Origin of the sequence: Microbacterium sp. KHB019 (assembly GCF_037285405.1) — a bacterium.
Lineage (GTDB): Bacteria > Actinomycetota > Actinomycetes > Actinomycetales > Microbacteriaceae > Microbacterium.
In genome coordinates this window covers 196,927-218,814 of the sequence record NZ_JBBDHF010000002.1, presented here as the reverse complement: position 1 = coordinate 218,814, position 21,888 = coordinate 196,927, and the positions used below count along the sequence as shown (strand labels likewise).

Sequence of the window (21,888 nt, the reverse complement as noted above, 5' to 3'; positions counted from 1 at the left end):
GGACCGTCATCAGGTGCGCTCTGCATTCTTCCGATGGGGAGTGTATTTGGAGAGCGGAACGCCGGAATCTGGGGTCATCTGCATGGAAAATACAGCATCGACGTCCTGCGCGAATTGCCCGCCGATACGTTTCCAGGACGCCGCGCGCGAACGGTTCTGGCACGAGTAGGTGCGAGCACGACTCCACGACCGTTGGGACTTGGATCCCTGATCCACGGGTCCACATCGCCCTGGGACGGATGCACCTGCGTTGACCTTGTTCGTGGGCGTGTACCCCGACATCTGCTCGCAGACGCACGCGAGGGTGTCACGCGATATGTCCACACGACGGATCTCAGCCTCATTGAGCAGGATGAAGTCTTCGAGTGGCAGACTTTCGCCCCGACACGACTAGCCACGGCCGGGCCGATGATTGTGATTGCACGGGTTGGTAAGTACCGTTCGCCCGTACGACTCGCCTTCTCCGAGGCCGTCTTGTCTGACTGTGTAATCGGACTGAGGCCCCTAGATCCCGTCGCTGAGCCAACGCTGTTTGGCGCTCTCAACAACAGTGGGGCCGCTCTGGCGTCACTCTACATTGGAACGGGGGCGCCGTACGTCACCGTGAAGCGACTGCTGGATAAGCTCCGCGGGCTTGGCTGGAATCCTCGCCACGTCTCAGCCTCCGCGCCAGCGCCGGACTGCACGTGCCGTGCGGACGTAGCGTCTGCGGCCGAGCGCGCCATCGCAGTGTGATCGGCCCCTGAGTCACCGGCCCCACGGCCGACCCGCAATCCGCTCCCAGTCGACAGACGTTTGACATCGGTTTCATGCCGTGAAGCGCCCCGGGTTTCGTGGAGGCTCGGTTATCTGGAACCGGCTCCGACGGGAACCTGTTCTCCAACGTAGCTGACGGGCTCATGGGATGCCCAGTGGGCGGCCTCGAGCTCGGCGGGAGGGGGCTCCGCCGCGGCGAAGAACGCCGATGCCGTCTTCAGGATCTCGTTCGCCCGGCCGCAGCTCTCTCACCTCGGCCTCAAGGTCCTTGATCCGCTGCGCCTCCGCGGTCGTCACCCCGGGCGCCTGCCCGGCGTCGATCTCGGCCCGTTCACCCACTCGCGTAGCGTCTCCGGATTGATCCCGAGCTGCTCGCCGATGCGCCGAAGCGCACCGGCCTTCCGCGCGGAGTCCTGTCGTGCCTCAACGGCGAGCCGCGTCGCGCGCTCACGCAACTCGTCCGGGTATTTCTTCGGTGCTGCCATGACTCTCATCCTCCGTGAGTTGAGAACCTCCACCGAACCCGGGGCGCTTCAGTTCCCCGAGCAGCTCGAGGAGGGCAGACTGGTCTAGAGCCATCGTGCTTTGTGTCTTCCTGTGAGAGAGAACTTTGATCGGTACTTCTCACTGACCATCGCACGATGGCTCACCCACGTCTACGACGCGGGCGACCCTGCCGGAACCTCCACCACTCCACGGGACGTCACCACACTCCGAGCACCTACCGACGTGACGAAGTCAAGAACGCAATGAACGCAATGAACGCAATGCACGCAGGCACTTTCTGTGAATAGTCTGGCGCAATAGGCAAATGCGGCGTACTCTGAGGGCGTGCGTGGAGGTCTGGAGCGCTGGAAGCGTGGCGTTGGCTCGCGAGGAGTCCGCCAGGCGATGGACTACGCGCTGCGGGGAATATGCGACTCCCACCTGCGCTCATCGGGTGCTGTCGCGCTGGACGCATACAGCGGTGTCGATGGCGCGACGGTCACACGGTTCGTCGCTGCACGGGACGGCATCACTCACGACGAGCTGGATGCGCATCAGCTGGCGAGCTGGGTTGACGGGGCCGATCCGTTGTCGGGTGCGCACAGGGGGCGCCGGCTGGAGTCACCGCATGCGGATCTGGTGCTGGACAGTACGGTCAACGCGCCGAAGTCGTTCAGCATCGCGGCGCTGATCACCCCGGAGCTTGCCGGCGAGTTTGAGGCGTTGCAGGACCGGTTGCGGGATCGGATCATCTCTACGTGGCTGGTTGAGCTGAATGCACGCCGGGGGATGGGCGGCCGGATCCGCGAGGACTTAGCCCGGATCGAAGTCGTCGAGCTGCAGCATCGCCGGTCTCGCGCACTGGACCCGCACATCCACCGGCACCTGTGGCTCGGGGTGAAGGTTCAAGGTCTCGATACCCGGTGGTCGAACGTTGACTCGCGGGTCGCGATGCGCGTGCAGAATCTGATCAACGCCGAGGGGGACCTCGCCGCCCGCACGGACCCGGAGTGGCTCGCCGCTCTCGCCCGCCACGGATACTCCCTGAACGAGAACGGGGAGATCGCGGAGCTCGCCCACGTGGTGCGACCGCTGTCACGCAGATCCAACCAGATCGAAGCGAACCGTGCCGTGCACCTCGCCCGCTGGCGGACAGAACATCCAGGTGAGGAACCGAGCCACGATGTCCTGCAACGCATCGACCGGTACGCCTGGGCGGCCGGCCGCCCCGACAAGCCCCATGATCTGGACGAGGCCGCCTGGGCTGACCTTGTCCGCGACGAACTCACCGACCTCGACCCGGACGTGTTGAACGTACGGGCCGCGGTGGCGCTGCGGCCGCGGCATCCCGACGCTGTCGATCGGGCCCTGCTCGCACGGAGGGCGGTGGTCGACGCCGACGAACGGTCCAGGTCGAGCAACGGTCGGTTCAGCGTCCTTGATGTTCGTGCCGGCGCCACCCGGGCTGTCGCCGCATCGGGTGTCAGTGGAGCCCGCGACGAGTTGCAACGACTGATCGATGACGTCACCTGGCGGGCTCTGGCGCACACCCGTGATCTGCTGCCCGACGCGCAAGGCAAGCCGGCCCACGTGAAGGCGCTGGTCACCCACGAGTTCGCCGACCTGAAGACCCGGCTCGGCGAACGCCTGACCTGCCTCAGCATCGCCGGCTGGAATCCCTCCGAACAACAACAAGACCACGTGGCGGCGGATCATTCACTGGAGTCGCGGATCCGATTGGATCCGACCCAGGCGGCAGCAGCCGTCGCCGTCGCCAGCGGGGAGCGACTGGTCACGGTGACGGGGCCGGCCGGCACAGGAAAGACCACCCTGCTCCGAGCGGCGCGGTCGATGCTCGAAGCAAACCGCCGGCGGATGCTGATTGTCGCGCCGACTCGAAAGGCCGCCGCGGTCGCCAGCCGGGAGGTCGGGGCGACGGGGACCAGTGTGCACGCGCTGCTCGCCGATCACGGATGGCGGTGGCGGAACGATGACGCCGGCGCGCAGGTGTGGTGGCGGCTCCGTCCCGGGCAACGGGACCCCGCGACCGGGGTGATCTTCCGCGGTCCGCGACACATGCGCCTGGGCCCGGGGATGCGCATCGTCGTCGACGAAGCAGGGATGCTCGACCTCCACGCCGCAGACGCCCTCACCACCCTGGCGCTGGAGACGGGCGCGGGAGTCGCGCTCGTGGGCGACCCGCATCAGGCAACGCCCGTGGGCCATGCCGGAGCGATGGCCCTCGCCCAACGGCGGGCGGGACGCGCGATCGAGTTGTCCGGCGTGCACCGGTTCGATGACCCGCTCTATGCCGCCCTGACGCTGTGCCTGCGCTCTCCGCGCTCTGCCGAGGACGCGGCGAACATTGCCGCGGAGCTGCAACGGACCGGGCATGTGCGCCACGTCGCCGACACGGATGCTGCCCGTGCCGCCCTCGTGGACGGGTATTTCCACCGGCAAGCGCTGTCGCGGACGGTGGCTATCGTCACCGCCACCAACGATGACGCAGCCCAGGTGAATGAAGCGATCCAGCAGCAACGTGTGGAACGCGGCCAGCTCGATCTGGGCCGGATGGCGATCGGCAGCGAGGAACAGCGCATCCTCGAGGGCGACGTCGTGCAGACCCGCCGCAACGACCGTGCAGCCGGGATCGAGAACCGGGCGATCTGGACCGTCACCCGGATCGGCCCGGCTGCCGTCGAGTTGCAACGTATGGACGATTCCGGTGACGCGCGCACCATCACCCGCGAGTACGCGGCCGACCACGTCCACCTCGCATATGCGACGACGGTGCACGGCATCCAGGGCGAGACCACCGACACGTCCCTGGTCGGCCCCGGCGTCGACGCGTCCGGCCTGTATGTCGGGCTCACCCGTGGGCGTCGCCACAACGAGGCGATCGTGATCGCGACCACCGACGCCGGCGCCCGCAAGGTCATCGCCGACGAGATGATGCGCGGCCTCCCCGAACCCGATCTCGACGACGCCACCCATGCGGCGCACCGTGACCTTGCGCGCACGGCTGTTGAGCCCGAGACCCCCCCCGCCGCTGAAGCTCCAGGGCCCGTCGCCCGGCGTGACGACGGAGATGTGTCGGGCGCGTCGGCGTATCGGCGGTGGATGACCGAGCTCACCGCCTGGTTGATGGCCGCACGGACAGCACTGCTCGAGGCGAATGTCGCCACAGCCGCCAACGACGCCACACTCCATGCGCGTCCCCACAGCGCCGGTATCCGTCGGCGGGCGGACCTCCCGCCGGAGGTGCGTGCGCGCCTGGAAGGGCGCATCGAGGAATATGAGCAGCTCGCCGGCGCGGAGCCGAACAGCGACGGCATCCTGCCGCACATGCTCAGACGCGACCTGCTCGATGATCCAGCGATCACGCCGCGTATGTCGTATGAACCGTCAACAGGAAGAGGAATCTGATGAAACTGGAAGACGCCGACGTGCTGCTGCAGAGGGTCGGCACGATCGCGATCATGTACTACCCGGGCCTGGCCGCGGACTCACCCGAGTACAAACTCAACGAGGACATCGACTGGTGTCTGGACGACACCGCCCCCGGCGACGTATCGGACCAGTTGCGGGAGCTCGTCGGCCGCACCGTGCTGGATCCGACCGCGCACCGGGAAGCGCTCACGGCGCTCGTGTACGGCATGGTGCCGGACGCGGACGACCCGGACTGATGAGCCATGTCTGCAGCAGACGAGCACACCGAACCGCAGCGGGCTCAGGACGCCGCCTCATCGGCTGCGCGACGGGCTGAGTCTGGGAAACGGAAACAGTACCGCGAAGCGAATCGGGAGAGGATCGCCGCGTGGCGGGATGCGAACAAGGAGCGGATCGCGCGGGAGCGGAAGGCGGCACGCCTGGCGGACCCCGAGGGCACTCGTGCCGCCGAGCGGGCGCAGCGAGAACGCAAGCGCACACGTGATGCCCAACGGCTGAAGCACAACACGTACACCCGGCACGTCCGCAACCGGGACCCAGAGGCTGCCCGTGAGCGGAGCCGCCGGTTCCGTCAGGAGAATCCGGACAAGGTCCGTGAGTATCAGCGCCGCTACAAGGAGCGCCACCCGGAGCGTGCACGGCAGAGCCAAGCAGCGGCGGCGCAGCGGTACCGCGACGCGAACGCCGAGGCGATCCGCGAACGCCAACGCCTCATCGCCGCCGAGCACCGGCGTGAGCGCCCCGACGCGTACCGCGAGTGGTACGAGCGCAACCTCGAGGCGCAGCGCGCACGGGGCCGGCAAGCATCCCGGTTGCGCAGCCGACTGAAGAAAGCAGGCCTCCCGCCGCGCACCGTCCGGCGGGTCTACGCGTCCGACCGGCGGACGAACGAGGCCGCGGCTGATGAGTACTTCGCCCGGGAACGGTCGGTCGAGGAGCTGGCGGTCATCTCGACCGAGTATGAGCGGCGCAGTGCGTTGGACCTTCCCCGGGAGGTCAGAGCGCTCCGCGTCCAACTGCTCGACGGGAAACTTCCGGCCGCGGTCTACCTGCAGCGTTCGGTGGACAGTCGTGATCCCGAATCGGATGCCGTGGAGTTCACGACGAAGCAGTATGCGACGGCGTTGAGGCGGATGCGGGATCGGGAGCTGGAGCAGCTTCGGAAGGTCCACGAGCAGCGGGTGGAGAACGTCCGCGCGTCCCGTCCACAGATCTTTGAACACCATTTCTACCGGCGTCGCGCGGAGATGCGCGACGAGATCATGATGGATTCGGCCGCGCGCGTGCAGCGCGGCCTCGAACCGTATGACCTTGATGCGGAGATGCGCAGGCGCGTGGAGGAGGAAGTGATCCCGATCGTGAACGCGAAGCTCGCCGCGGCGAAAGAGGCCGCGCTGGGACGAGTCGATGAGATCCTCGCCCGCTACGGGCGCGACGTCGATCCGGCCGCGCCCTTCCAGCCGCCAGGATCACCACCGTCATCGGGGCCAGGGTTGAACTGACGGTCGCTGATTCGCGTTCAGTGCGTGAAAGCGGGCGAGTTGCTCTCCCCTCAGCCCGGTGGCCGGGTCAACGCCAGGCCGACGATTCGCCGCGGCTCGCGCTGATATCTCCAGTTCGGCGGCGCACCATTTTCGCGCGTCCATCTCGCCGTCGCAGACGACCAGCAGATGCCGCGATTCGGGGATGTGGTTCCACCGCTCCACACGATGCACGACGTGCGTCTCCCCGGTGGGCTTGTGGACCATCGGCGCACGCACGATCAAGAACTGGGGACGCGCGTTGTCGTTGAGCACGAGCCACGATTTCAACGACAGCTGGATGACGCGCATGAGTTGAGCGTGTCACCGACTGCCGACATCGCTCACATATGCGGCGTTGCAGGGTATACAGACGTAGCCGGATTTCACGTTGCGCAGCACCGTCCCGCACACCGGGCACTTCGGCTGCACGAAAATCTCGTCCATCTGGACACAGTATGACCGTGGCGGGCGGGGCGCCAGAGGTCAGCTTGCATGACCACTCCTCTCAGGGGCCGGGCACGCGCAGCACGAGGCCGGCCGCGACGAGCTCGTCGATCGCGGTGTGGATGTCCGCGGCGTCCTCGAACGCGTCGTCGTAGGGGTCGACGGGTTGCCCCTGTTTCATGAGAACCAGCGCGTAGAGACCCTTTGCGGCGAGCGAGAGCGCAGGATCATCGAGTACCGCGTCCGGGATCGCGGTGTCATTCGGATCGGAGCTCACAGGGCGGGGACCGGTTGCGGCGATCCACTCGTCGGGTGCGGACATGAATCTCACGCTACTGGTCGGGTCGGCAGGTGCGGCCAGCCACGATCGGCGCTGGCCATGAGGGATCGAGGCGGCATTGCGGGGTCAGCCGTGGCGGAGGTGTTCGCGGAGGCCGGGGATGGCGAAGTCCAGTCGGCCGTACCCGGCTGGCTGGATGAGGCCCGCGTCGATGAGCTTGGCACGGTAGTTGCCGATGGTGTTGCTCCGATCGCCGAGTCGTCGGCCGATGTCCGCGGTCGTCGCCGGGCCGTCGTCTTGGGCCATTGCGCGGAGGAAGTCGAGGTCTTTGCGTGTTGCGGTGGAGAGCGCGGCATCGATCACGACGCGCGTGTTGCGGCGGTGAGCCGTGGCGATCGCAAGGTCGACGTCTTCGGCCGTCAGCGGGGCATCGTTGGCTTCTGCCAGTTGCCAGAGGTGATACCCGACGAGCTGGATCAGGAACGGGTAGCCGCCGGTCGAGACCGCCGCCGTGCGGATGAGGTCAGGGTCGAGCGGATGTGCGAGCGCCGCGAAAGTCTCACGGTAGGAAGATTCGACCTCGTCGATGGCAGCAGCGTGCAAGTCGATGCGGTCGGCGCGGCGCAGGAAGGTTGCCACGCCTTCGTTGAGCAGGTCGGAGACCGCAGCGGGTAGGCCCGCGAAAACCAGCGCGATCGGGAGGCCATCGCGGATGAAGTGTTGGACGGATGCGGCCAGCTGGGCCAGTTCGTCCCGGTCTGCGCCGTGGATCTCATCCAGCGTGATGACCAGCCCGGTCTTCTTCTCATCCAGCAGGCGCAGCAGCTTCTCGCCCACCTGCCGCCATCCCGCTTGCTCGGCCGGGGGAAGCTCGGTCGTGATCGAGAACCCGGCGGCGCCGATCCCCGTGATCCTCCGCCCGGCGGGGCCCTCTCCGAGTTCCTCGGCGGCGGTGCGCATGGCCTCGCCGATCCGACCCATGAACCCGCGCGTCGCGGTCTCCGAGACGACAACCCAGCCCTGCGCGCGGGCCGCATCCTCAGCCTCACCCAGCATGACGGTCTTGCCGATGCCCCGGGCTCCGGTGAAGATGGTCAGCAGGCCAGGCGCCCCGGAACGGATGCGCAGACCGTAGACGAACTCGTCCAGCACCCCGGCACGGCCGATCAGCTGAGGAGGTTCCGCACCCGCGGTGGGACGGAACGGATTCTGTGCCTGTTCGATCATCGCCCCATCCTCCGGTGAATTCTCGTGTACCCAGTGTATCTCGGTGTATCTAGTGCATCCCGGTGAGTCTAGTGAATCTTAGTGTATCTTTCGGAGTGGTCTGGGCGCCGTAATGGTCGGGATGTCATGTCTGAGCGGACGGGAGTACGATGACTCCCGTCCGCTCGTGATTGTTCAGCGGGTGACTCCGGTTCCGGCGTACGAGGCCGGTTCCACTACCGGCCCCGAAGCGTCTGCTACGGGGCCGCTAGCTTTTGGGGCGCGGTTGATGACCGCGCCTGCGAACTTCAGGGACGCGCCGACGTTGTCGGCGATGACGTCGCGGGTCTCGCGGGTCTGGCCGGTGTCCTTGTCGGTGTAGGTGCCGAAGCGGAGGTCTCCGACGACGATCGCGGCGTCACCCTTGTGGAGCGAGTCGGTCACGTGGCGGGCCTGCTGACTGAACACGACGACGCGGTGAAAGACCGTGCCGGCGTCCTCCCACCGTCCGGTGTCCTCGTTGAGGCGGCGGTCGTTGACCGCGAGCGAGAACCGGGCGTACTCGTTGCCCGATTCGCCGGTGCCGTGCTCCGGGTCGGCTGTGAGGTTGCCCTCCAGCGTGACCGGGATCTTGGTAGTCATATTCTTCTTCCTTTCCTTCGAGGACGCCGGAGCATCCTTCACTGTGCGTGGGCCTGGCTGGTCCACGCCGTCCATTCCTGCTCGTCCGTTACTCCTGCCCAGGAGCGTGGCTTCGGAGGCTTGTGCCCGTTGTTGCATCCCCCGCCATACGCCCTCGAGAGGCGGGGCACGGCGATGGCGAGGCGTTCGTGCCAGCCGATGGGTCCGAATCCGGCGTCGCTGGCATCGAACGCGACGACGTGCGCGGTGTGCAGGGCGGAGAGTTCTTCGACGATGTTCCCGTGCTGCCACCAGCAGTTCGGCACGACACTGACGGGGATGTTGTAGCGGGTGGTCCACCACTGCACCCAGTCCCGCAGCGCCGTCCATCGTTCGGTGGCCTCAGCGCCTGTGAGTTCGCGCCAGTTGGTGACGAGCCCGCCGATCGGGGACGAGTTGCCGTACCGGCTCGCGGGGTCGAAGCCGGAGAGCTCCCGGGCAAGGAGCGCATCCACATCGTTCGGGTCGAGTTCGCTCATGAAGCGTCCTTCACGGGGCGCAGCTTCACCTGCAACACCTGGAGGGCGTGGGCGGATGCTTGCCGGCGGGTGCGGTGCGTGGCGAGGATGATGTCGCGGTCGATGAGGCGGTGCAGCAGGTCGTGGCAGTACGGGTGCAGGGCGATGAGGTCACCGTCGTCTTCCCAGGCCTGCCACTGCCCGCGGATGATCCGCACACCCCGGTAGTCCAGGTGATGCAACTCCAGATCCGCTCTCGTGCCGCGAACGCCGCACGCGGCGCAAGGCACATCACCGGCGCGGGTGTGGGCGCGGAACCAGCGTTCCCGCCGCGCGAACCAGGCCCGTGAGCGGAGGAACTCGTCGCGGTACAGATTCTTCAGCCCGGTGCGGCGCCGGTTGCTCATTCCTCACTCACCGCCTCCGCGGACTCGGTCGGCTCGGGAACGACTGCCTCCGGTGCGGTGGGCTCCGGTGTGAGGGGCGTGGTCGTGGCGGCGCCGAATACGGCTCGTTGTTCTTGCTCGGTGCTGCGTTTGCCGTGCTGGATCTGACGGGCGTCGCGCCGTTCGTCCCAGCCGGCGAGGTCGAGGAGCACGCCGCGCCGGTTGCGGTAGGCGAGCAGCCCCAGGGTTTCCGGCATCCGCCGGATCTCATCGACCGACATCAGCGGCAGCCGGTCTTGGCGTTCACTGGTGTGGTGGCCGGCTTCGGTGCTGTTCCAGGAGCGCTCGGTGCGCCGGGCGTCGCGGGTCCCGAGGAGCGCTTCGACGTCGCGCAGGTGCGCGACATGGGATGCCCCGCCGAGGAGGACTTTCGCGGTCGCAGCAGCCCAGATGGTGTCGGCTTCGGCCCGCGACCACGCGGTTTCCGCTTGGGAGAGGGCCTGGAGGACGACGAACGTGCAGATGCCGCGGCCGCCGCCGTCGGCCATCACGCGGGGCAGGGCGCCCCAGCGGAACATGTTCGCGATCTCGTCGAGGATCAGCCCGAGCGGGTGCGCGAGGCGGGAGCCGGGGGAGGCGAGAGCGCGGTTGCGGGCGACTTCGACAATGTCGTCGAGCAGAGCGCCGAGGAACCCGCCCATCGCGGATGCCCCGGACGAGGAGCCGATCAGGTACAGGGTATTGGCGGCGTCGAGGAACTCGTTCGGGTCAAACACTGGGTCACCGCGGCTGGGCATGAGGGCGGCGCGGATCTGCGGGACGGCGAGCGGTGCGACGGCGCCTTGGACGCCGAACCAGATCGAGGAGACGATCTTCTCGTCCCCGCTGATCGTCGCCTCGAGGTTGTCGCCCCATCCGGGTGCCCCGTCGGAGCGGAGCACATCGACCGCGGTACGGGCCAGGGCCGGACTGGAGCCCCAATCGTAGATGTCTGCGATGGTGCGATCTCCCACGGCCGCGGCGTGGAGGAGCCGCCCGAGGACGACACCAGATGCTTGCGCCCACTCCCCGTTCGCGGTCGACGCCCCCAGCGCGGTGCCGGTGATGATCGCGGTGCCGCGCTGCATCGCGATGAGGGGGTCTTCGCACCCGGCGAGAGGGCTGACACGGAGCGGGTTGCGGATCCCGGAGAGTCCTTGCGGGTCGAAGACGTGCGTTTGCCCGCGGTGCTGGCGCATGTGCATGGTCGCGGTGAGGTTGTCGTTCGTCGTCGACGTCGTGATCAGGGGACCGGACCAGTCGAGGATCGCGGAGATCAGCACCCGATACCCCTTACCGGACCGGGGCGGGCCTTCCAGCGCCACGGAGTCCTCGATCGACACATACACGTCTCGGCCGCGGGAACGCCCGATCCGCCACCCCACGTCGGTGGGCTTTGGATGCTGCAGGTCGGGGCGCAGCTGCTTGGCGCGGCGCAGCACCGCCTTGGCGGACAGATGCTGACGGATCTCGGACGCCGCCGCGAACCCCGGCCGGGTGCGCAGGTCGGTGATGAACGCACGATCCGATTCCCGATACCGGCGGTAGAGGGCAAACACCGCGACAGCGAGTGCGACCAGGAGCAGCACGGCGACGAGGTCGGCGATGCGGATCTGCCACACGGGCAGCGCGCATGTCCCGTGGACCTGGTACTGGGTGGGGTCGCCGGTGATGGCGAGGATGAGCCCGGAGAACAGACTGGTCGCTTGCGGGCGTGCGCCGCAGATGACCGCGGTGATGGATTCGGCGATGAAGGTGAATGCGAGGCTCAGCAGAAACGTGGCCGCGACGAGGACGGCGAGAGCCTTACCGAACCAGCTGTTGTTCATGACCCGTTCCTCCCCTAGCTGAGGCCTGCGGCGATGGCGGCGGCGACGCGGATCCACGCGTCCTGTGTGGTGCGGCGGAGGGCATCGAACCGGAGCGGGCCGGACTTGAGTGCCGGATCGAAGGGCACTGTCTCGACGACCCGGACCTGGTCGGTGAACCCGGCGGCGATCGTGTCGATGTCACGGCGGGATCCGGCCTCGGGTTGGGTGACGATGACGACGGCGTTCGTGGCGAGGGCTGCGGAGTGCCGGTCGCGTTGCCTCAGGGCTTCGAGGAGGAGGGAGGCGGATTCGGCGGATTCGGGGGATGGGAGGGTGGGGATGACGAGTTGGTGGGAGGAGTCGATCATGCGCAGCCACCGGTCGGCGGATTCGTCGTTGCCGGAGTCGAAAATAATGATCCGGTAGTAGTGCATCGCGACCTGCATGAGCAGGTCGAATTCGCCGTGCTCGATCCGCTGGTGGGTGGCCAGCAGCTCGGGGTTGGAGCGGAGCACGTCGTACCGGTCCGCGGACTGGTGGTGCACGAACCGGGAAATGTCCGACACCGAGGCGGTCGCGGCGAGGAGGTCTTCGGCTGCGGGGAGGAGGTCGCGGATGGTGGTGTCGTAGAGGCCTTGTTCGGTGCGCCAGCCGAGGGTGCCGCGGGTGTCGTTGTTGTCCCAGGCGAGGACGTTCCCGCCCCCGTGGCGGGCGAACACTGCGGCGAGCATCGCCGAGGTCATCGTCTTCCCAACTCCGCCCTTCCCGTTCGCGACAGCGATGTTCCGATACCCGGCCCAGTGTCGCGACACCAGAGCGACCGCCTCACGCCTCGCACCTTGCGCCTCGGTCTCGGGGAAACGGATGCCGGCACGGGCGACCAGGCGACGCCATCCACTGTCCGCAGCGTGGCTCTCGTTGGCGGTGATGAACGAGTGACGTGAAGCGGGCTCGGTATCCTCGACGCTGCCGTCGTCTTGGGGATCGGTATCGGCGTCCGGGGTGAAGAGGTCATCGGGAGGCTCCGCTTCGTGCGGAGCAGCCACCGTCACGTCGGATGAGGGAGCGTGGCGAGGCTCGGTTGTATCCGTGGGGGCGGTGGTGATCTCGCCGGTGGGGCTGATCAGGAGCCGGTGTTCCCCACGGTCTCCGGAGGTCACGAGCTCGAGGGCAGTGCCGGTGCGGCGAGCATGGTCGGTCGCCCGCCGCACCACAACACGGCGGATATCTTCGTCTCCGGTTGCGCTGATCGGCTCGGGCTGCCCGTCCGGGCCGACGAATGTTGCATGGGGGCCGGTGACTGTGGCGTATGCGCGGGGTGTCGTGTCGGTGGTCATTGCAGTTCCTTCGGGGTCAGCCATCCATCAACGGATGCGTCGCCGCCTGATGGGCCGGCGGATGTGTCGCCGTATGTTGAATCTCCCGGCCAGAGCGATTCGAGAACGGGGCCGTCGAGGGTGCGGAACTCGTCGTCGTACCGGCTGTCGAGTTCCATCGCGTCGTCGGTCTTGAACAGGTCGTACTCCCACGGGGTCGAGGTCGCGAACGCGTCGACCAGGTAGGAGAACTGGCCGACGTACGCGAGGAACTCGCCCTTGCGAAGCTGCCGGGCCATGGTCACGTGGGCGGATGGGATCGCGAGACGCAGGTGGATACTCGCACCTTCTTGCTGGTTGATGCGGAAGATGAACTTGTTCTCGATGTCCCCGGCGATCGAGTACGCGAGGTTCCGCTCCTGGGAATCGGCTTCGCCGACGGCATCCAGATCGCCCATCTTGTGCAGGATGACGATGTTGCTGATCCCGTAGTGGCGGGACAGTTTCAACCACTGCTGATACATCTGCAAAGAGGCGAGCGAAGTCATATCGCGCCAGCCCTCTTCACGGATCACATACCGGGTGCGGTGCGCGCCCCGGTCGGAGATCACCGCCTGATTCCACGCGGTGGTGCAGATCTGCGATAGCTGCGCCACGAGATCCCCGCGCGCGAACAGCTCGGACGTGTCGACGACCACGATGGGGGCTGCGTCGTCGAAACTGACGGTCGATTCGTCTTCGAACAGCCCGGACAGGTCGCCGCTGACGAACCGGCGGAGGACGAAGCTGGGCTGGATCGCACCCTGCGCGAGATGCCGATCCTCCTCGACCTCCCGCGTGAGCCCGGTGAGCTCCGCGTGGACGCCGCGGAGGGTGGGGTGGTCGTCGGTGGTGCGGATGCACCGCTCGAGGGCTTCGAGGAGCGCGGCGTGTTCGACGGCGGTGAGGTGGGAGCCGGGGAGGGCGGCCCCGACGAGGGAGGTGAGGACGGTGATGCGGCGCTGCTTGACCATCTGCTCGTGCTGCTCATTCGTCACCCCCGTGCGCCTGGGTCCGCGGTCCAGCGGGTTGAGCCTCGTGTCGTACGCGCCGCCGAGGCGGATGACGTTCCCGCCGGGGATGGCTTCGGCGACCGCGACCCATTCGCCTTTCGGGTCGGACGGGACGACAGTCTGATGCCCGAACGCCATGGACCGGGTGACGAGGGTCTTGATGACGGCGCTCTTCCCGGCCCGGTATGCGCCGAGGACGAGGACGTTGGTGGAGAACGAACCGCGATCGGTGCTGTCCGCATAGGTCTCCCAGGGGGAGAAGTGCCATAGGGCGTCGGCGTTGAGATCGACACCGACGATGGGGCCGCGGTGTCCGAGGCCGGCGTCGGCGACGAACGGGTAGATCCCGGCGATGTGCTGCGAGGTCGCCTGGTGAGGCGGAACATGCACCGGCGCGAGATTCCAATACCCGCCCTGTGTCAACCCCGGTCCGAACGGTCCGGGCACGGCCGCCTCCGGGAGTCCTCGCTCACGTCGTGACGTCCGAGGGGCGGCTGCGGCACGGTCCTGGTGGTGCTGTTCGCGGCGGCGGCGACGTCGTTCCCGGCGGGGGAGACCGTCGGGTTCGAAGCTGAACGTGCGCCGGGTCATCACTTCATCCCCAGCCCGATCGGGAGTGCGTTGACCATGAGCGCTTCGGCCTGCTGGCAGTAGAGGATCTGTGCTTCCATCTCGGCTTGCGCGAGCGCGTTCCGCATCCCCGCGAGAGCCTGGTCGAGCTGCTCCTCATCGGGGGCGGTGACGGTGAGGTAGCCGCCGTATCGGAACTCGCCGTGACCGGCGACGAGCTCCTGCTCCTCCTTCTCGAGGGCGAGCCAGTCGGCGTCATCGGCGGCGTTCCCGTCGGTGCCGCGTTTGGCGCGGAGCTTCTCGTTGCCTCGCCACACCTTCTTCTCATCCCGCACGCGTTTGAGGGCCCGCTTCAGCGGCACCGGGGTGAGGACGAGGGACAGGATGTGGGTGACGGCGTCGCCGGTGTGCGGATGCCGGGCGAACACCAGCGGGGCGATGAACCCCACGTGCGCATCGGAGCGCGGCCATTCGTGGATCCACATGGTCGTGTGCACGCCGGAGTCGGTGCGGACGAGGCGGTTCGATCCGCGCGGCTCTTCGAGATACATGGGGCCGATGGCGAGCGGATCCACCCCGGTGTGCTCGTCCGTGCGGTTCTGGATGTTGGGCGCGAACTCGGGGTCGAACGCGATCCGGGCAAGAGCGGCGATCTCCCGCGGCGACAGCCAGGTGCGGGCGTTGATCTTCGCATTGGCGAGGGCGTCGGCGAGGGTGCGGGTTTCGATCAGCGCCAGCGCTTGAGCGCCGGTCTGTCCGCCGCCGAGGGCCTTCACCTGGGTGTTCAGGGTGATGAGGTCGAGGGTGAAGGTGAGGTAGTTGCGGTGCGCGACCGCGAACCGCTCGGACCCGTTCATGACGTGCTCGTAGTTCGCGGCGATCGGGGACGTGCGGTCAAGCTCCCGATGCTCGGTGATGGTGTCGTAGTGCTCCCGGGCGGCGCGGATTGTCGTCGGCAACGTCCGCTCCTGCAATGTGATCCGCTTCACCCCGGGACGCTGGGTGAATGACGCCAGCACGCGGGACCACTGCTGCGCAAGGTCGAGCCGTTCGGGGGCGTCGTGCATGAGGAATCCCTGGACTTCGAGCTCCGCGGTGACCGACACGGTGCGGTTCCTCGGGTCGTACACGCAGGCGATCCCGTCGACCTCCCACAGCTGCACCGATGCCCGTACACCGGGAAGGTTGAGGGTGCCGACGACCTGGACGTGCTCGGGGCGGAACAACTGCTTCGTCGCACCGGCCGCATGCCGGGTCTGCTTCATGACCCACAGGCCGGCCATCTTCGGTGCCGACAGTCCGTGGATGGTGATCACGGCGGTGATGCCGAGGGTGAGGTAGAGGGGTGCTGCGTAGAGGAGCCCGACGGGGCCGAACCGGTTGGTGAAGATCAGCACGATGATCGCGGCGGCGGCGATGCATCCGAGTTGCCACCCATCCATTCCGAGGACGATTCCCTGCCGGGACCGGCCGGGAAGCCGAACCGGACGTTCATCACTCGACGTGGCGGTCATGACGACTTCCTTCCCGGGGTAACAGGTGCAGGGGGTGTGGGCGGCGCCGGACGCGACGGCGTTGGGGCGGCCGCAGTCGACGTCGGTTTTGCGGCAGGGGTGGTGTTCCGGCCTCGGGCGGGAGCGGCGGCACCGGCCGGGGCGTGCGTGTTGCGTCTGCCCGGTCTTGCTGCCGCGGTCGCGACGCCTCGGGAGGCTCCGAAGGCGGGGATGCCGGCCGGCATCCCGGCCAGGCGTGAGGGCATCCGACCGACGGATCGTGCCGCGCTGCTGGCCATCCGGCCCGCGGTGTGGCCGATGCCGGATCCGATGCTGTCGGTGGCGGAGGCGCCGATGAAGGTGAACAGGCTGAACACGGCCAGCGGGGCGAACGCGGCGAGCACTAGACCCACCAGTAACGGCCAGGACTGTGGATCCCAGATGGTGTCGACATCCGCGAGCCCGTTGATGATCAGCGCGACGAACCCGTTCGTCAATGGCCCCGCGAGGAGGAGCGCGACAACGGCGGAGACGTAACGGACGACCCAATGCGGGCCGACGCCGCGCACCGGGAACAGCATCCATGCCACCGGGCCGACGGCGATGAGGGCGGCGAGGGCGATGTTCCGGAACGCGAAGACCAGCATGAGCAGCAGCATCGATAGCAGGAGGAGTCCGTGAATGAGGAACGCGAAGAAGTAGTTCGCCTGTCCGCCGGCCCACATCACCTTCTGCAGATTCTGGAACAGGGTGATCGGGCCGTCGCGATTCATCACGTACCACGTGAGGTCGTCGATCGCGTTGAGCAGGTGACCGGTGCCCCAGAGGGTGAGGGGGACGGCGGGGATGGCGATGAACGTGCGCACGATCGCCTCGACCAGCTCATCCCGGCTGCCGGAGACGATGGCGGCGGCGATCGCCCAGACCATCGCACCGAACAGGACGGCGAGGACCGCCCACTGCCAGAACGACCATTCGCCGACCGCGGCCGTCCACAGCACCGTGGAGGTGTCGAACCGCATGTTCGCGGCCACCAGCAGCATCACGGCGGTGGTCGCGATCGCCATGCCGCGTCCGGCGTTCTCGAACGTCACGCACACGACGTCGCCGACGCTGCAGCCGTACTCGATGACGAGTTCTCGACCACCTGCGCCTTCGATCGTGGGAACGTGCTGTTCATACGTGGTGCATACCGTGACACGCGCCCCATTCATCAAGACGTTGACGAAACACTGCTGGGGCTTGACGTCGCTCCCCTTCGTCGGGGTGCATGAGACTTGGCCCGAAGCGTGGTTGCACAGCACGGGGTAGGCGGGCGATGACCACGGCTGCCCGGTGATGGGAGTCAGCGGCGCAGTCGCTGCCGTCTCCACGACGGTGCCGGCAGGACCGGAGCTGGATGCGTGAGCCGGGGTGAGCACGCACAGCGCCGCAAGGAGCCCGAGGAGGACTCCGGCGATGGCTGCGCGTGGCCCGAACATCAGAACCCGAAGTCGAAGTTGACGAACCAGGCGAATAGCCCGTTGGCCGCTCCCAGGACGGCGGCGGCGATGAAGATCCACAGGATGTTCTCGCCCGCCCAGGTTCGCACCCGGTCCGAGGCGAGGCCGCGGAAGCTAAGTGCGGCGCCGGCGACGACCAGCATGATGAAGACGACGATCATCGCGCCGGCCAGCACGTAGGAGGCGATGACTTGGAGGCCCTGGAAGAAAGGGGCCGAGAAATCTGGGTTGATGTCGGGGACGTCGACGTCGAATGGCAGGTTCACGATGCTCTCTCTTTCGGTCTCACTTCTTCGGTCTCACTTCAGAGGCAGGTCGAGTGCTGCCATGAAAGGCTCCGGGTCGATGGCGACGCCGGCGCGCTGGACTTCGTAGTGCAGATGGCAGCCGAAGGACCTGCCCGTGTTCCCCTCGGCCCCGACAGGGGTGCCAGCCGTGACGGCGTCGCCGACGGAGACGCGCAGCGACCCCCACTGCATGTGCCCGTACAGGGTCACGAGGCCGCCCCCGTGGTCGATGCGGACGGTGTTTCCCCACCCGGAGAAGGATCCGGCCGTGATGACCGTTCCGGAACCGGCGGCGTGGATGCTGCTTCCGCAGCCTTGGGACATGTCGTATCCCTGGTGGTCGGTGGAGCAGTATGAGCATCCGCCTACGGGGTTGTATCCGAAGCCGCGACCCTTGAAGTAGTCTCCGGCGAGCGGGTATCCCCAATCGCCGCGCGCGGCGGGAGTCGGGTCGTCGCCGGCGGCCGCCGCGGGTGCTGCCAGGGAAGTGCCGGCGAGAGCCATGGGGATGATCGCGAGCGGGGCGAGAGCGACGAGGATGAGGATGGTCACGCCGGCGAGCAGCATGATCACTATCCGACGTGCGGTCCTCGAGCGGGCGAGGGCCGTGACGACGAAGGCGGGGACACCCATCAGGGCTCCATGGGCTCCGGGAAGTAGCGGACGACCTTGCAGTCGCCAGCCGGCTGCGACGAATCAGGGGTCGGGACGGAACCCGCACCGCACAACACCTGCACGCTGACGCGCACCATCTCCTCATAACTGCTCTCGGCGCCGTCGTCCGATGTGCGCGTGAAGGTCAGCGTGACATCCGCGGTGCCGATCCGCATGTCGCCGCTCGGGTCCTCGGGCACATCGACGTAGTCGATGTCACCGGTGACGGATGCCGTCACTCGGCCGTCCTCCTGGGCGAGCGAGTCCCATTCGGCTTCGGGAAGCACGACGGACTGGCGGAGCTCGAGCTGCGATCCCTCCATGACCTCGGTTCGGTCGGTCTCAGAGGTGTAGCGCGTGTCCGGGGTGAACCAGGTGTCGAGGTAGGTGAGCCACTCGTCACGCTCGCCGAGCTGCGTATCGAAGGTGGATGCCGCTTCCAGCGCGCGACGGATGTAGAGGTCGGGATCCGTCGTGATCGGCTCAGGAACCCACCCCCGATCCTGGGCGCTCGGGTCGACGACATTACCATCCGGCGCGGGCGGTGTGGTCGGCGGCGGGGATGCCGGCGTGGATGCCGGGGGAGTCGTCGGGGTGACGTCCGGCTGATTGAGCGCGGCGTTGACGAAGATCGCAATGAGGCCGGCGAGCAGGATCGCTCCGCCGATCAGGGCCCACATCAGACCCCGTTGGTTCTTGCGCTCACTGGCCATGATGGTCAGCCCTCCCGAAGCTTCAGGACGGCGGCGCGGCCGGTGGTGCACTGAACCGGCGAGAGCCGCAGTGACGAACTGGACGCTACTCCCATTCGCTTGCGGGTGTCTGTAGGCCGTTTGGGGGACAAGGCGCATTCGTAACCCCCGAAACGGGAGGAGTTCGACTGCGTCGGCCTCAACATGATGTGAACGGTACACCCATCCACTTGCAAAGTAAACGGGTAATCCATCCGGTTTCTGCTCGACTCATCGACCAGCTCGGCCCATGATGGATCCATGCCCAAATACGCGCGCCCGGTAGACGGCGAAGGAGCCGAAGGGCCTCTGGCCATCCTGGGGAACATGGTCAAGGCTGGGATCATCCGACAAGTGCGCCGCACGCCTAACGTTGGACGCAAGACCGTCGCGGACGCGTTGGAGGTAGCCCCCTCAACGATCGTTCCGTATCTCGGCGAGCTCGAGGCGGCCGGGCTGCTGATCGCGGACCCGCCCAAGGCGGAGCGCAAGCGCGGGGAGTGGGTCGTCTACCGCGTGAACGACGAGATGGTGACGGAGTTGTACCTGAGGTTGGGGCAGGAGATCGGGGAAATCTAGACGGAGCGGATGTCAGTTTTTCCCGTCGATTGAGAGCGGCGCCATTGCCGTGCGTTGTCGAAACTCGCGTCAGTGGATGGTGAATCCGCCGTCGATCACCAGGGTGTGCCCGGTGATGAGGGATGCCGCCGGCCCCAGCAGGAAGGCGACGGGACCGGCGATCTCGGAAGCCTCCCCGAACCTGCCGATGGGCATGTCCGCGAGCAGTGCTCGGCTCCGGACGGGATCATCTAGTGTCGACCGGGTCAATTCGGTGTATACGAACGTGGGCGCGACGGCGTTTACCCGGATGCCGAAACCGGCCCATTCGAAGGCAAGATTTCTGGTGAGCTGCTCGATCGCAGCCTTGCTCGAGCCGTACACGGCACGATCCGCGATCGCGACCCGGCCCGCTTGGGACCCGATCATGACGACGGAGCCCTTGATCCCAAGCCGGATCCAGTGGCGGGCGAGGGCCTGGGTGAGGAAGAACGCCCCGCGCACGTTCGAGCTGTAGACGCGATCCCACGATTCCCGATCAACGTCGAGGGCGGGTTGAGGCGCGTTCATGCCGGCATTGTTCACGAGCAGGTCGGGCAGCGTCCCTCTGTCGATCAGGCTCTCGATGGCGGCGCTCGCCGCCTCCGTGTCGTCGACATCGAGCACGAGGGGCGGTGTGTCGAACCGCTCGGCGATGCGTTCGGCGCCGGCGCGGGTGCGCGAGGTCCCGATCACCGTCGCTCCGAGCGCGAGCAAAGTGTCGCCGATTGCTTCGCCGAGCCCGCGACCGGCGCCGGTGACCAACGCGGTGCGGCCGTCGAGGCGGAAGTCCGTCACGGCTCGACCAGCGCGTCCTGCGGGATCCACTCGTGCTGCCTGCCTCCGAAGCGCGCGGCACGCAGGTCGCCGCTGCGCGCGTGGCCCTCGAAGCGCTCGGCGCGTGCGGCGCGGCCGGTCACCTCGCCCAGGAGCGTACTCGACGCCCCATCTGACACTTCCTGGTAAGTCACCGTCCGCAGGTACTTCCCGACCCAGAGCCCGCCCGTGTACCGTGCGGCCCCGCGAGTGGGCAGAACGTGATTCGTCCCGATCGTCTTGTCGCCGTACGAAACGCACGTGCCCTCGCCGAGGAACAGTGCGCCGTAGTGCTGCATCGTCGTGAGCGCCTCCCGCGGCTCGCGGGTGAGGACCTGCACGTGCTCGAACGCGTACCGGTCAGCGAGCGTGTACGCCGCGGCCAGAGTGGGGACGACATGCACTTCGCCGTGGTCCGCCCACGCCCTGCCCGCGAAGTCCTTCGTCGGCATTCCCGGGAGGAGCTCGGCGACCAGATCGAGTACGCGCCGTGCCACTGATTCGGAGGTGGTGATGAGCACCGCGGGGGAGTCCGGGCCGTGCTCCGCCTGGGAAAGGAGGTCCACGGCGATCGTGAGCGGATCGGCCCACTCGTCCGCCACGATGAGGACCTCGGTCGGACCGGCGAAGAGATCGATGCCCACCTCGCCGTACAGCTGACGCTTCGCTTCGGCGACGAAGGCGTTGCCCGGACCGGCGATGAGGTCCACCCGCTCGATGCTCTCCGTCCCGAGCGCGAGCGCGGCGACCGCCTGCACGCCCCCGAGGATGCGGATCTCGTCGGCTCCCGCCCGGTGCATCGCGGCGATCGTCGCATCGGGAAGCGTGCCGTCGATCGGCGGGGTGGCGGCGCTCACCCGATCGACGCCCGCGATCTTGGCTGTGACGATAGTCATGTGCGCGGAGGCGAGGAGCGGGTATCGTCCGCCGGGCACGTATGCCCCGCTCGAGGAGATGGGGATGTTCTTCTGCCCGAGGCGCACACCGGGAAACGTCTCGATCTCGAAGTCCTGCAGCGACTCCCGCTGTCGCTGGGCCATCGTGCGGACCTGGTCCTGCACGAAGTCGATGTCGGCGAGCGTCTGCTCCGTAACCCGGGAGATCGCCTGGGCGATCTGGTCGGGCGTGAGGAGGAAGGCGTCTGGAGTCCAGGCGTCGAAGCGCTCCGAATACCGGCGAACGGCGTCGTCGCCGTTCTCGCGGATGTCGGCGATCACGTCCGCGACGATGTCGCGAACCCGCGGATCGGCGCCGGGTGCCGTCAGGGTGTCCGTCGACTTGACGTGAACGGTCCCGGTCGGGAATCGGTCGGGCGTGGGCATGGGGTCTCCTTCTCTCGGGTGCGGTTTG

The 21,888-nt window shown here is 67.4% G+C and carries 20 protein-coding genes and 1 pseudogene; 4 read left to right on the top strand and 17 right to left on the bottom strand.

Annotated features, from left to right (window positions below):
• Window positions 1–941: 941 nt before the first annotated feature.
• Window positions 942–1,115: pseudogene (locus KHB019_RS07485) on the bottom strand (transposase); the annotation flags it as partial.
• A 472-nt stretch (window positions 1,116–1,587) separates the two neighbouring features.
• Here KHB019_RS07485 and KHB019_RS07480 point away from each other — a divergent pair.
• From KHB019_RS07480 to KHB019_RS07470, 3 genes are read left to right on the top strand one after another with little or no spacing between them, the layout of a single operon-like run.
• Window positions 1,588–4,668: an AAA family ATPase gene (locus KHB019_RS07480; RefSeq protein WP_337458546.1), complete on the top strand. Its 3,081-nt coding sequence runs from the start codon at window positions 1,588–1,590 to the stop codon at window positions 4,666–4,668.
• Entirely contained in the window at window positions 4,668–4,928 is a 261-nt protein-coding gene (locus tag KHB019_RS07475; RefSeq protein ID WP_337458545.1) for a hypothetical protein, read from the top strand. The genes KHB019_RS07480 and KHB019_RS07475 overlap by 1 nt, the downstream gene beginning before the upstream one ends.
• Window positions 4,929–4,934: 6 nt before the next feature.
• Window positions 4,935–6,194, top strand: coding sequence for a hypothetical protein (locus KHB019_RS07470; RefSeq protein WP_337458544.1), 1,260 nt, complete (start codon window positions 4,935–4,937; stop codon window positions 6,192–6,194).
• On the opposite strand, the gene KHB019_RS07465 is transcribed toward KHB019_RS07470, so the two are convergent.
• The 14 genes from KHB019_RS07465 to KHB019_RS07400 form a co-directional block, all read right to left on the bottom strand.
• Entirely contained in the window at window positions 6,171–6,524 is a 354-nt protein-coding gene (locus tag KHB019_RS07465) for a hypothetical protein (protein ID WP_337458543.1), read from the bottom strand. The genes KHB019_RS07470 and KHB019_RS07465 overlap by 24 nt on opposite strands.
• Window positions 6,525–6,720: 196 nt before the next feature.
• On the bottom strand, window positions 6,721–6,981 hold the full coding sequence (locus KHB019_RS07460) for a hypothetical protein (protein WP_337458542.1): 261 nt from the start codon (window positions 6,979–6,981) through the stop codon (window positions 6,721–6,723).
• Window positions 6,982–7,065: 84 nt separating this feature from the next.
• On the bottom strand, window positions 7,066–8,166 hold the full coding sequence (locus tag KHB019_RS07455) for an ATP-binding protein (RefSeq protein ID WP_337458541.1): 1,101 nt from the start codon (window positions 8,164–8,166) through the stop codon (window positions 7,066–7,068).
• 174 nt (window positions 8,167–8,340) lie between these two features.
• The gene (locus KHB019_RS07450; RefSeq protein ID WP_337458540.1) at window positions 8,341–8,787 is read right to left on the bottom strand and encodes a single-stranded DNA-binding protein; all 447 of its coding nucleotides are present in this window, start codon (window positions 8,785–8,787) and stop codon (window positions 8,341–8,343) included.
• A gap of 38 nt (window positions 8,788–8,825) precedes the next feature.
• On the bottom strand, window positions 8,826–9,305 hold the full coding sequence (locus tag KHB019_RS07445) for a hypothetical protein (RefSeq protein WP_337458539.1): 480 nt from the start codon (window positions 9,303–9,305) through the stop codon (window positions 8,826–8,828).
• Window positions 9,302–9,691: an HNH endonuclease signature motif containing protein gene (locus tag KHB019_RS07440; RefSeq protein WP_337458538.1), complete on the bottom strand. Its 390-nt coding sequence runs from the start codon at window positions 9,689–9,691 to the stop codon at window positions 9,302–9,304. The genes KHB019_RS07445 and KHB019_RS07440 overlap by 4 nt, the downstream gene beginning before the upstream one ends.
• Window positions 9,688–11,538, bottom strand: a complete 1,851-nt coding sequence (locus KHB019_RS07435) for a type IV secretory system conjugative DNA transfer family protein (protein WP_337458537.1) — start codon at window positions 11,536–11,538, stop codon at window positions 9,688–9,690. Before KHB019_RS07435 ends, KHB019_RS07440 begins: the two co-directional genes overlap by 4 nt.
• Window positions 11,539–11,552: 14 nt before the next feature.
• Window positions 11,553–12,857 (bottom strand): MinD/ParA family ATP-binding protein, encoded by a 1,305-nt coding sequence (locus KHB019_RS07430; RefSeq protein ID WP_337458536.1) that lies wholly within the window; start codon window positions 12,855–12,857, stop codon window positions 11,553–11,555.
• On the bottom strand, window positions 12,854–14,479 hold the full coding sequence (locus KHB019_RS07425) for a hypothetical protein (RefSeq protein ID WP_337458535.1): 1,626 nt from the start codon (window positions 14,477–14,479) through the stop codon (window positions 12,854–12,856). Before KHB019_RS07425 ends, KHB019_RS07430 begins: the two co-directional genes overlap by 4 nt.
• Window positions 14,479–15,972, bottom strand: coding sequence for an SCO6880 family protein (locus KHB019_RS07420; protein ID WP_337458534.1), 1,494 nt, complete (start codon window positions 15,970–15,972; stop codon window positions 14,479–14,481). Before KHB019_RS07420 ends, KHB019_RS07425 begins: the two co-directional genes overlap by 1 nt.
• Window positions 15,969–17,432, bottom strand: a complete 1,464-nt coding sequence (locus KHB019_RS07415; RefSeq protein WP_337458533.1) for a hypothetical protein — start codon at window positions 17,430–17,432, stop codon at window positions 15,969–15,971. Before KHB019_RS07415 ends, KHB019_RS07420 begins: the two co-directional genes overlap by 4 nt.
• Complete coding sequence (locus KHB019_RS07410; RefSeq protein WP_337458532.1) at window positions 17,432–17,719, bottom strand: hypothetical protein; 288 nt, start codon at window positions 17,717–17,719, stop codon at window positions 17,432–17,434. Before KHB019_RS07410 ends, KHB019_RS07415 begins: the two co-directional genes overlap by 1 nt.
• A gap of 33 nt (window positions 17,720–17,752) precedes the next feature.
• Window positions 17,753–18,373, bottom strand: a complete 621-nt coding sequence (locus KHB019_RS07405; protein WP_337458531.1) for a M23 family metallopeptidase — start codon at window positions 18,371–18,373, stop codon at window positions 17,753–17,755.
• Window positions 18,373–19,107 (bottom strand): hypothetical protein, encoded by a 735-nt coding sequence (locus KHB019_RS07400; protein WP_337458530.1) that lies wholly within the window; start codon window positions 19,105–19,107, stop codon window positions 18,373–18,375. The genes KHB019_RS07405 and KHB019_RS07400 overlap by 1 nt, the downstream gene beginning before the upstream one ends.
• 279 nt (window positions 19,108–19,386) lie before the next feature.
• On the opposite strand from KHB019_RS07400, the gene KHB019_RS07395 reads away from it, so the two are divergent.
• Window positions 19,387–19,704, top strand: coding sequence for an ArsR/SmtB family transcription factor (locus KHB019_RS07395; RefSeq protein WP_337458529.1), 318 nt, complete (start codon window positions 19,387–19,389; stop codon window positions 19,702–19,704).
• A 69-nt stretch (window positions 19,705–19,773) separates the two neighbouring features.
• Here KHB019_RS07395 and KHB019_RS07390 read toward each other — a convergent pair whose 3' ends face one another.
• Window positions 19,774–20,520, bottom strand: coding sequence for an SDR family NAD(P)-dependent oxidoreductase (locus tag KHB019_RS07390; protein WP_337458528.1), 747 nt, complete (start codon window positions 20,518–20,520; stop codon window positions 19,774–19,776).
• Window positions 20,517–21,860, bottom strand: coding sequence for a histidinol dehydrogenase (gene hisD / locus KHB019_RS07385; protein WP_337458527.1), 1,344 nt, complete (start codon window positions 21,858–21,860; stop codon window positions 20,517–20,519). The genes KHB019_RS07390 and hisD overlap by 4 nt, the downstream gene beginning before the upstream one ends.
• Between the last annotated feature and the right edge of the window lie 28 nt (window positions 21,861–21,888).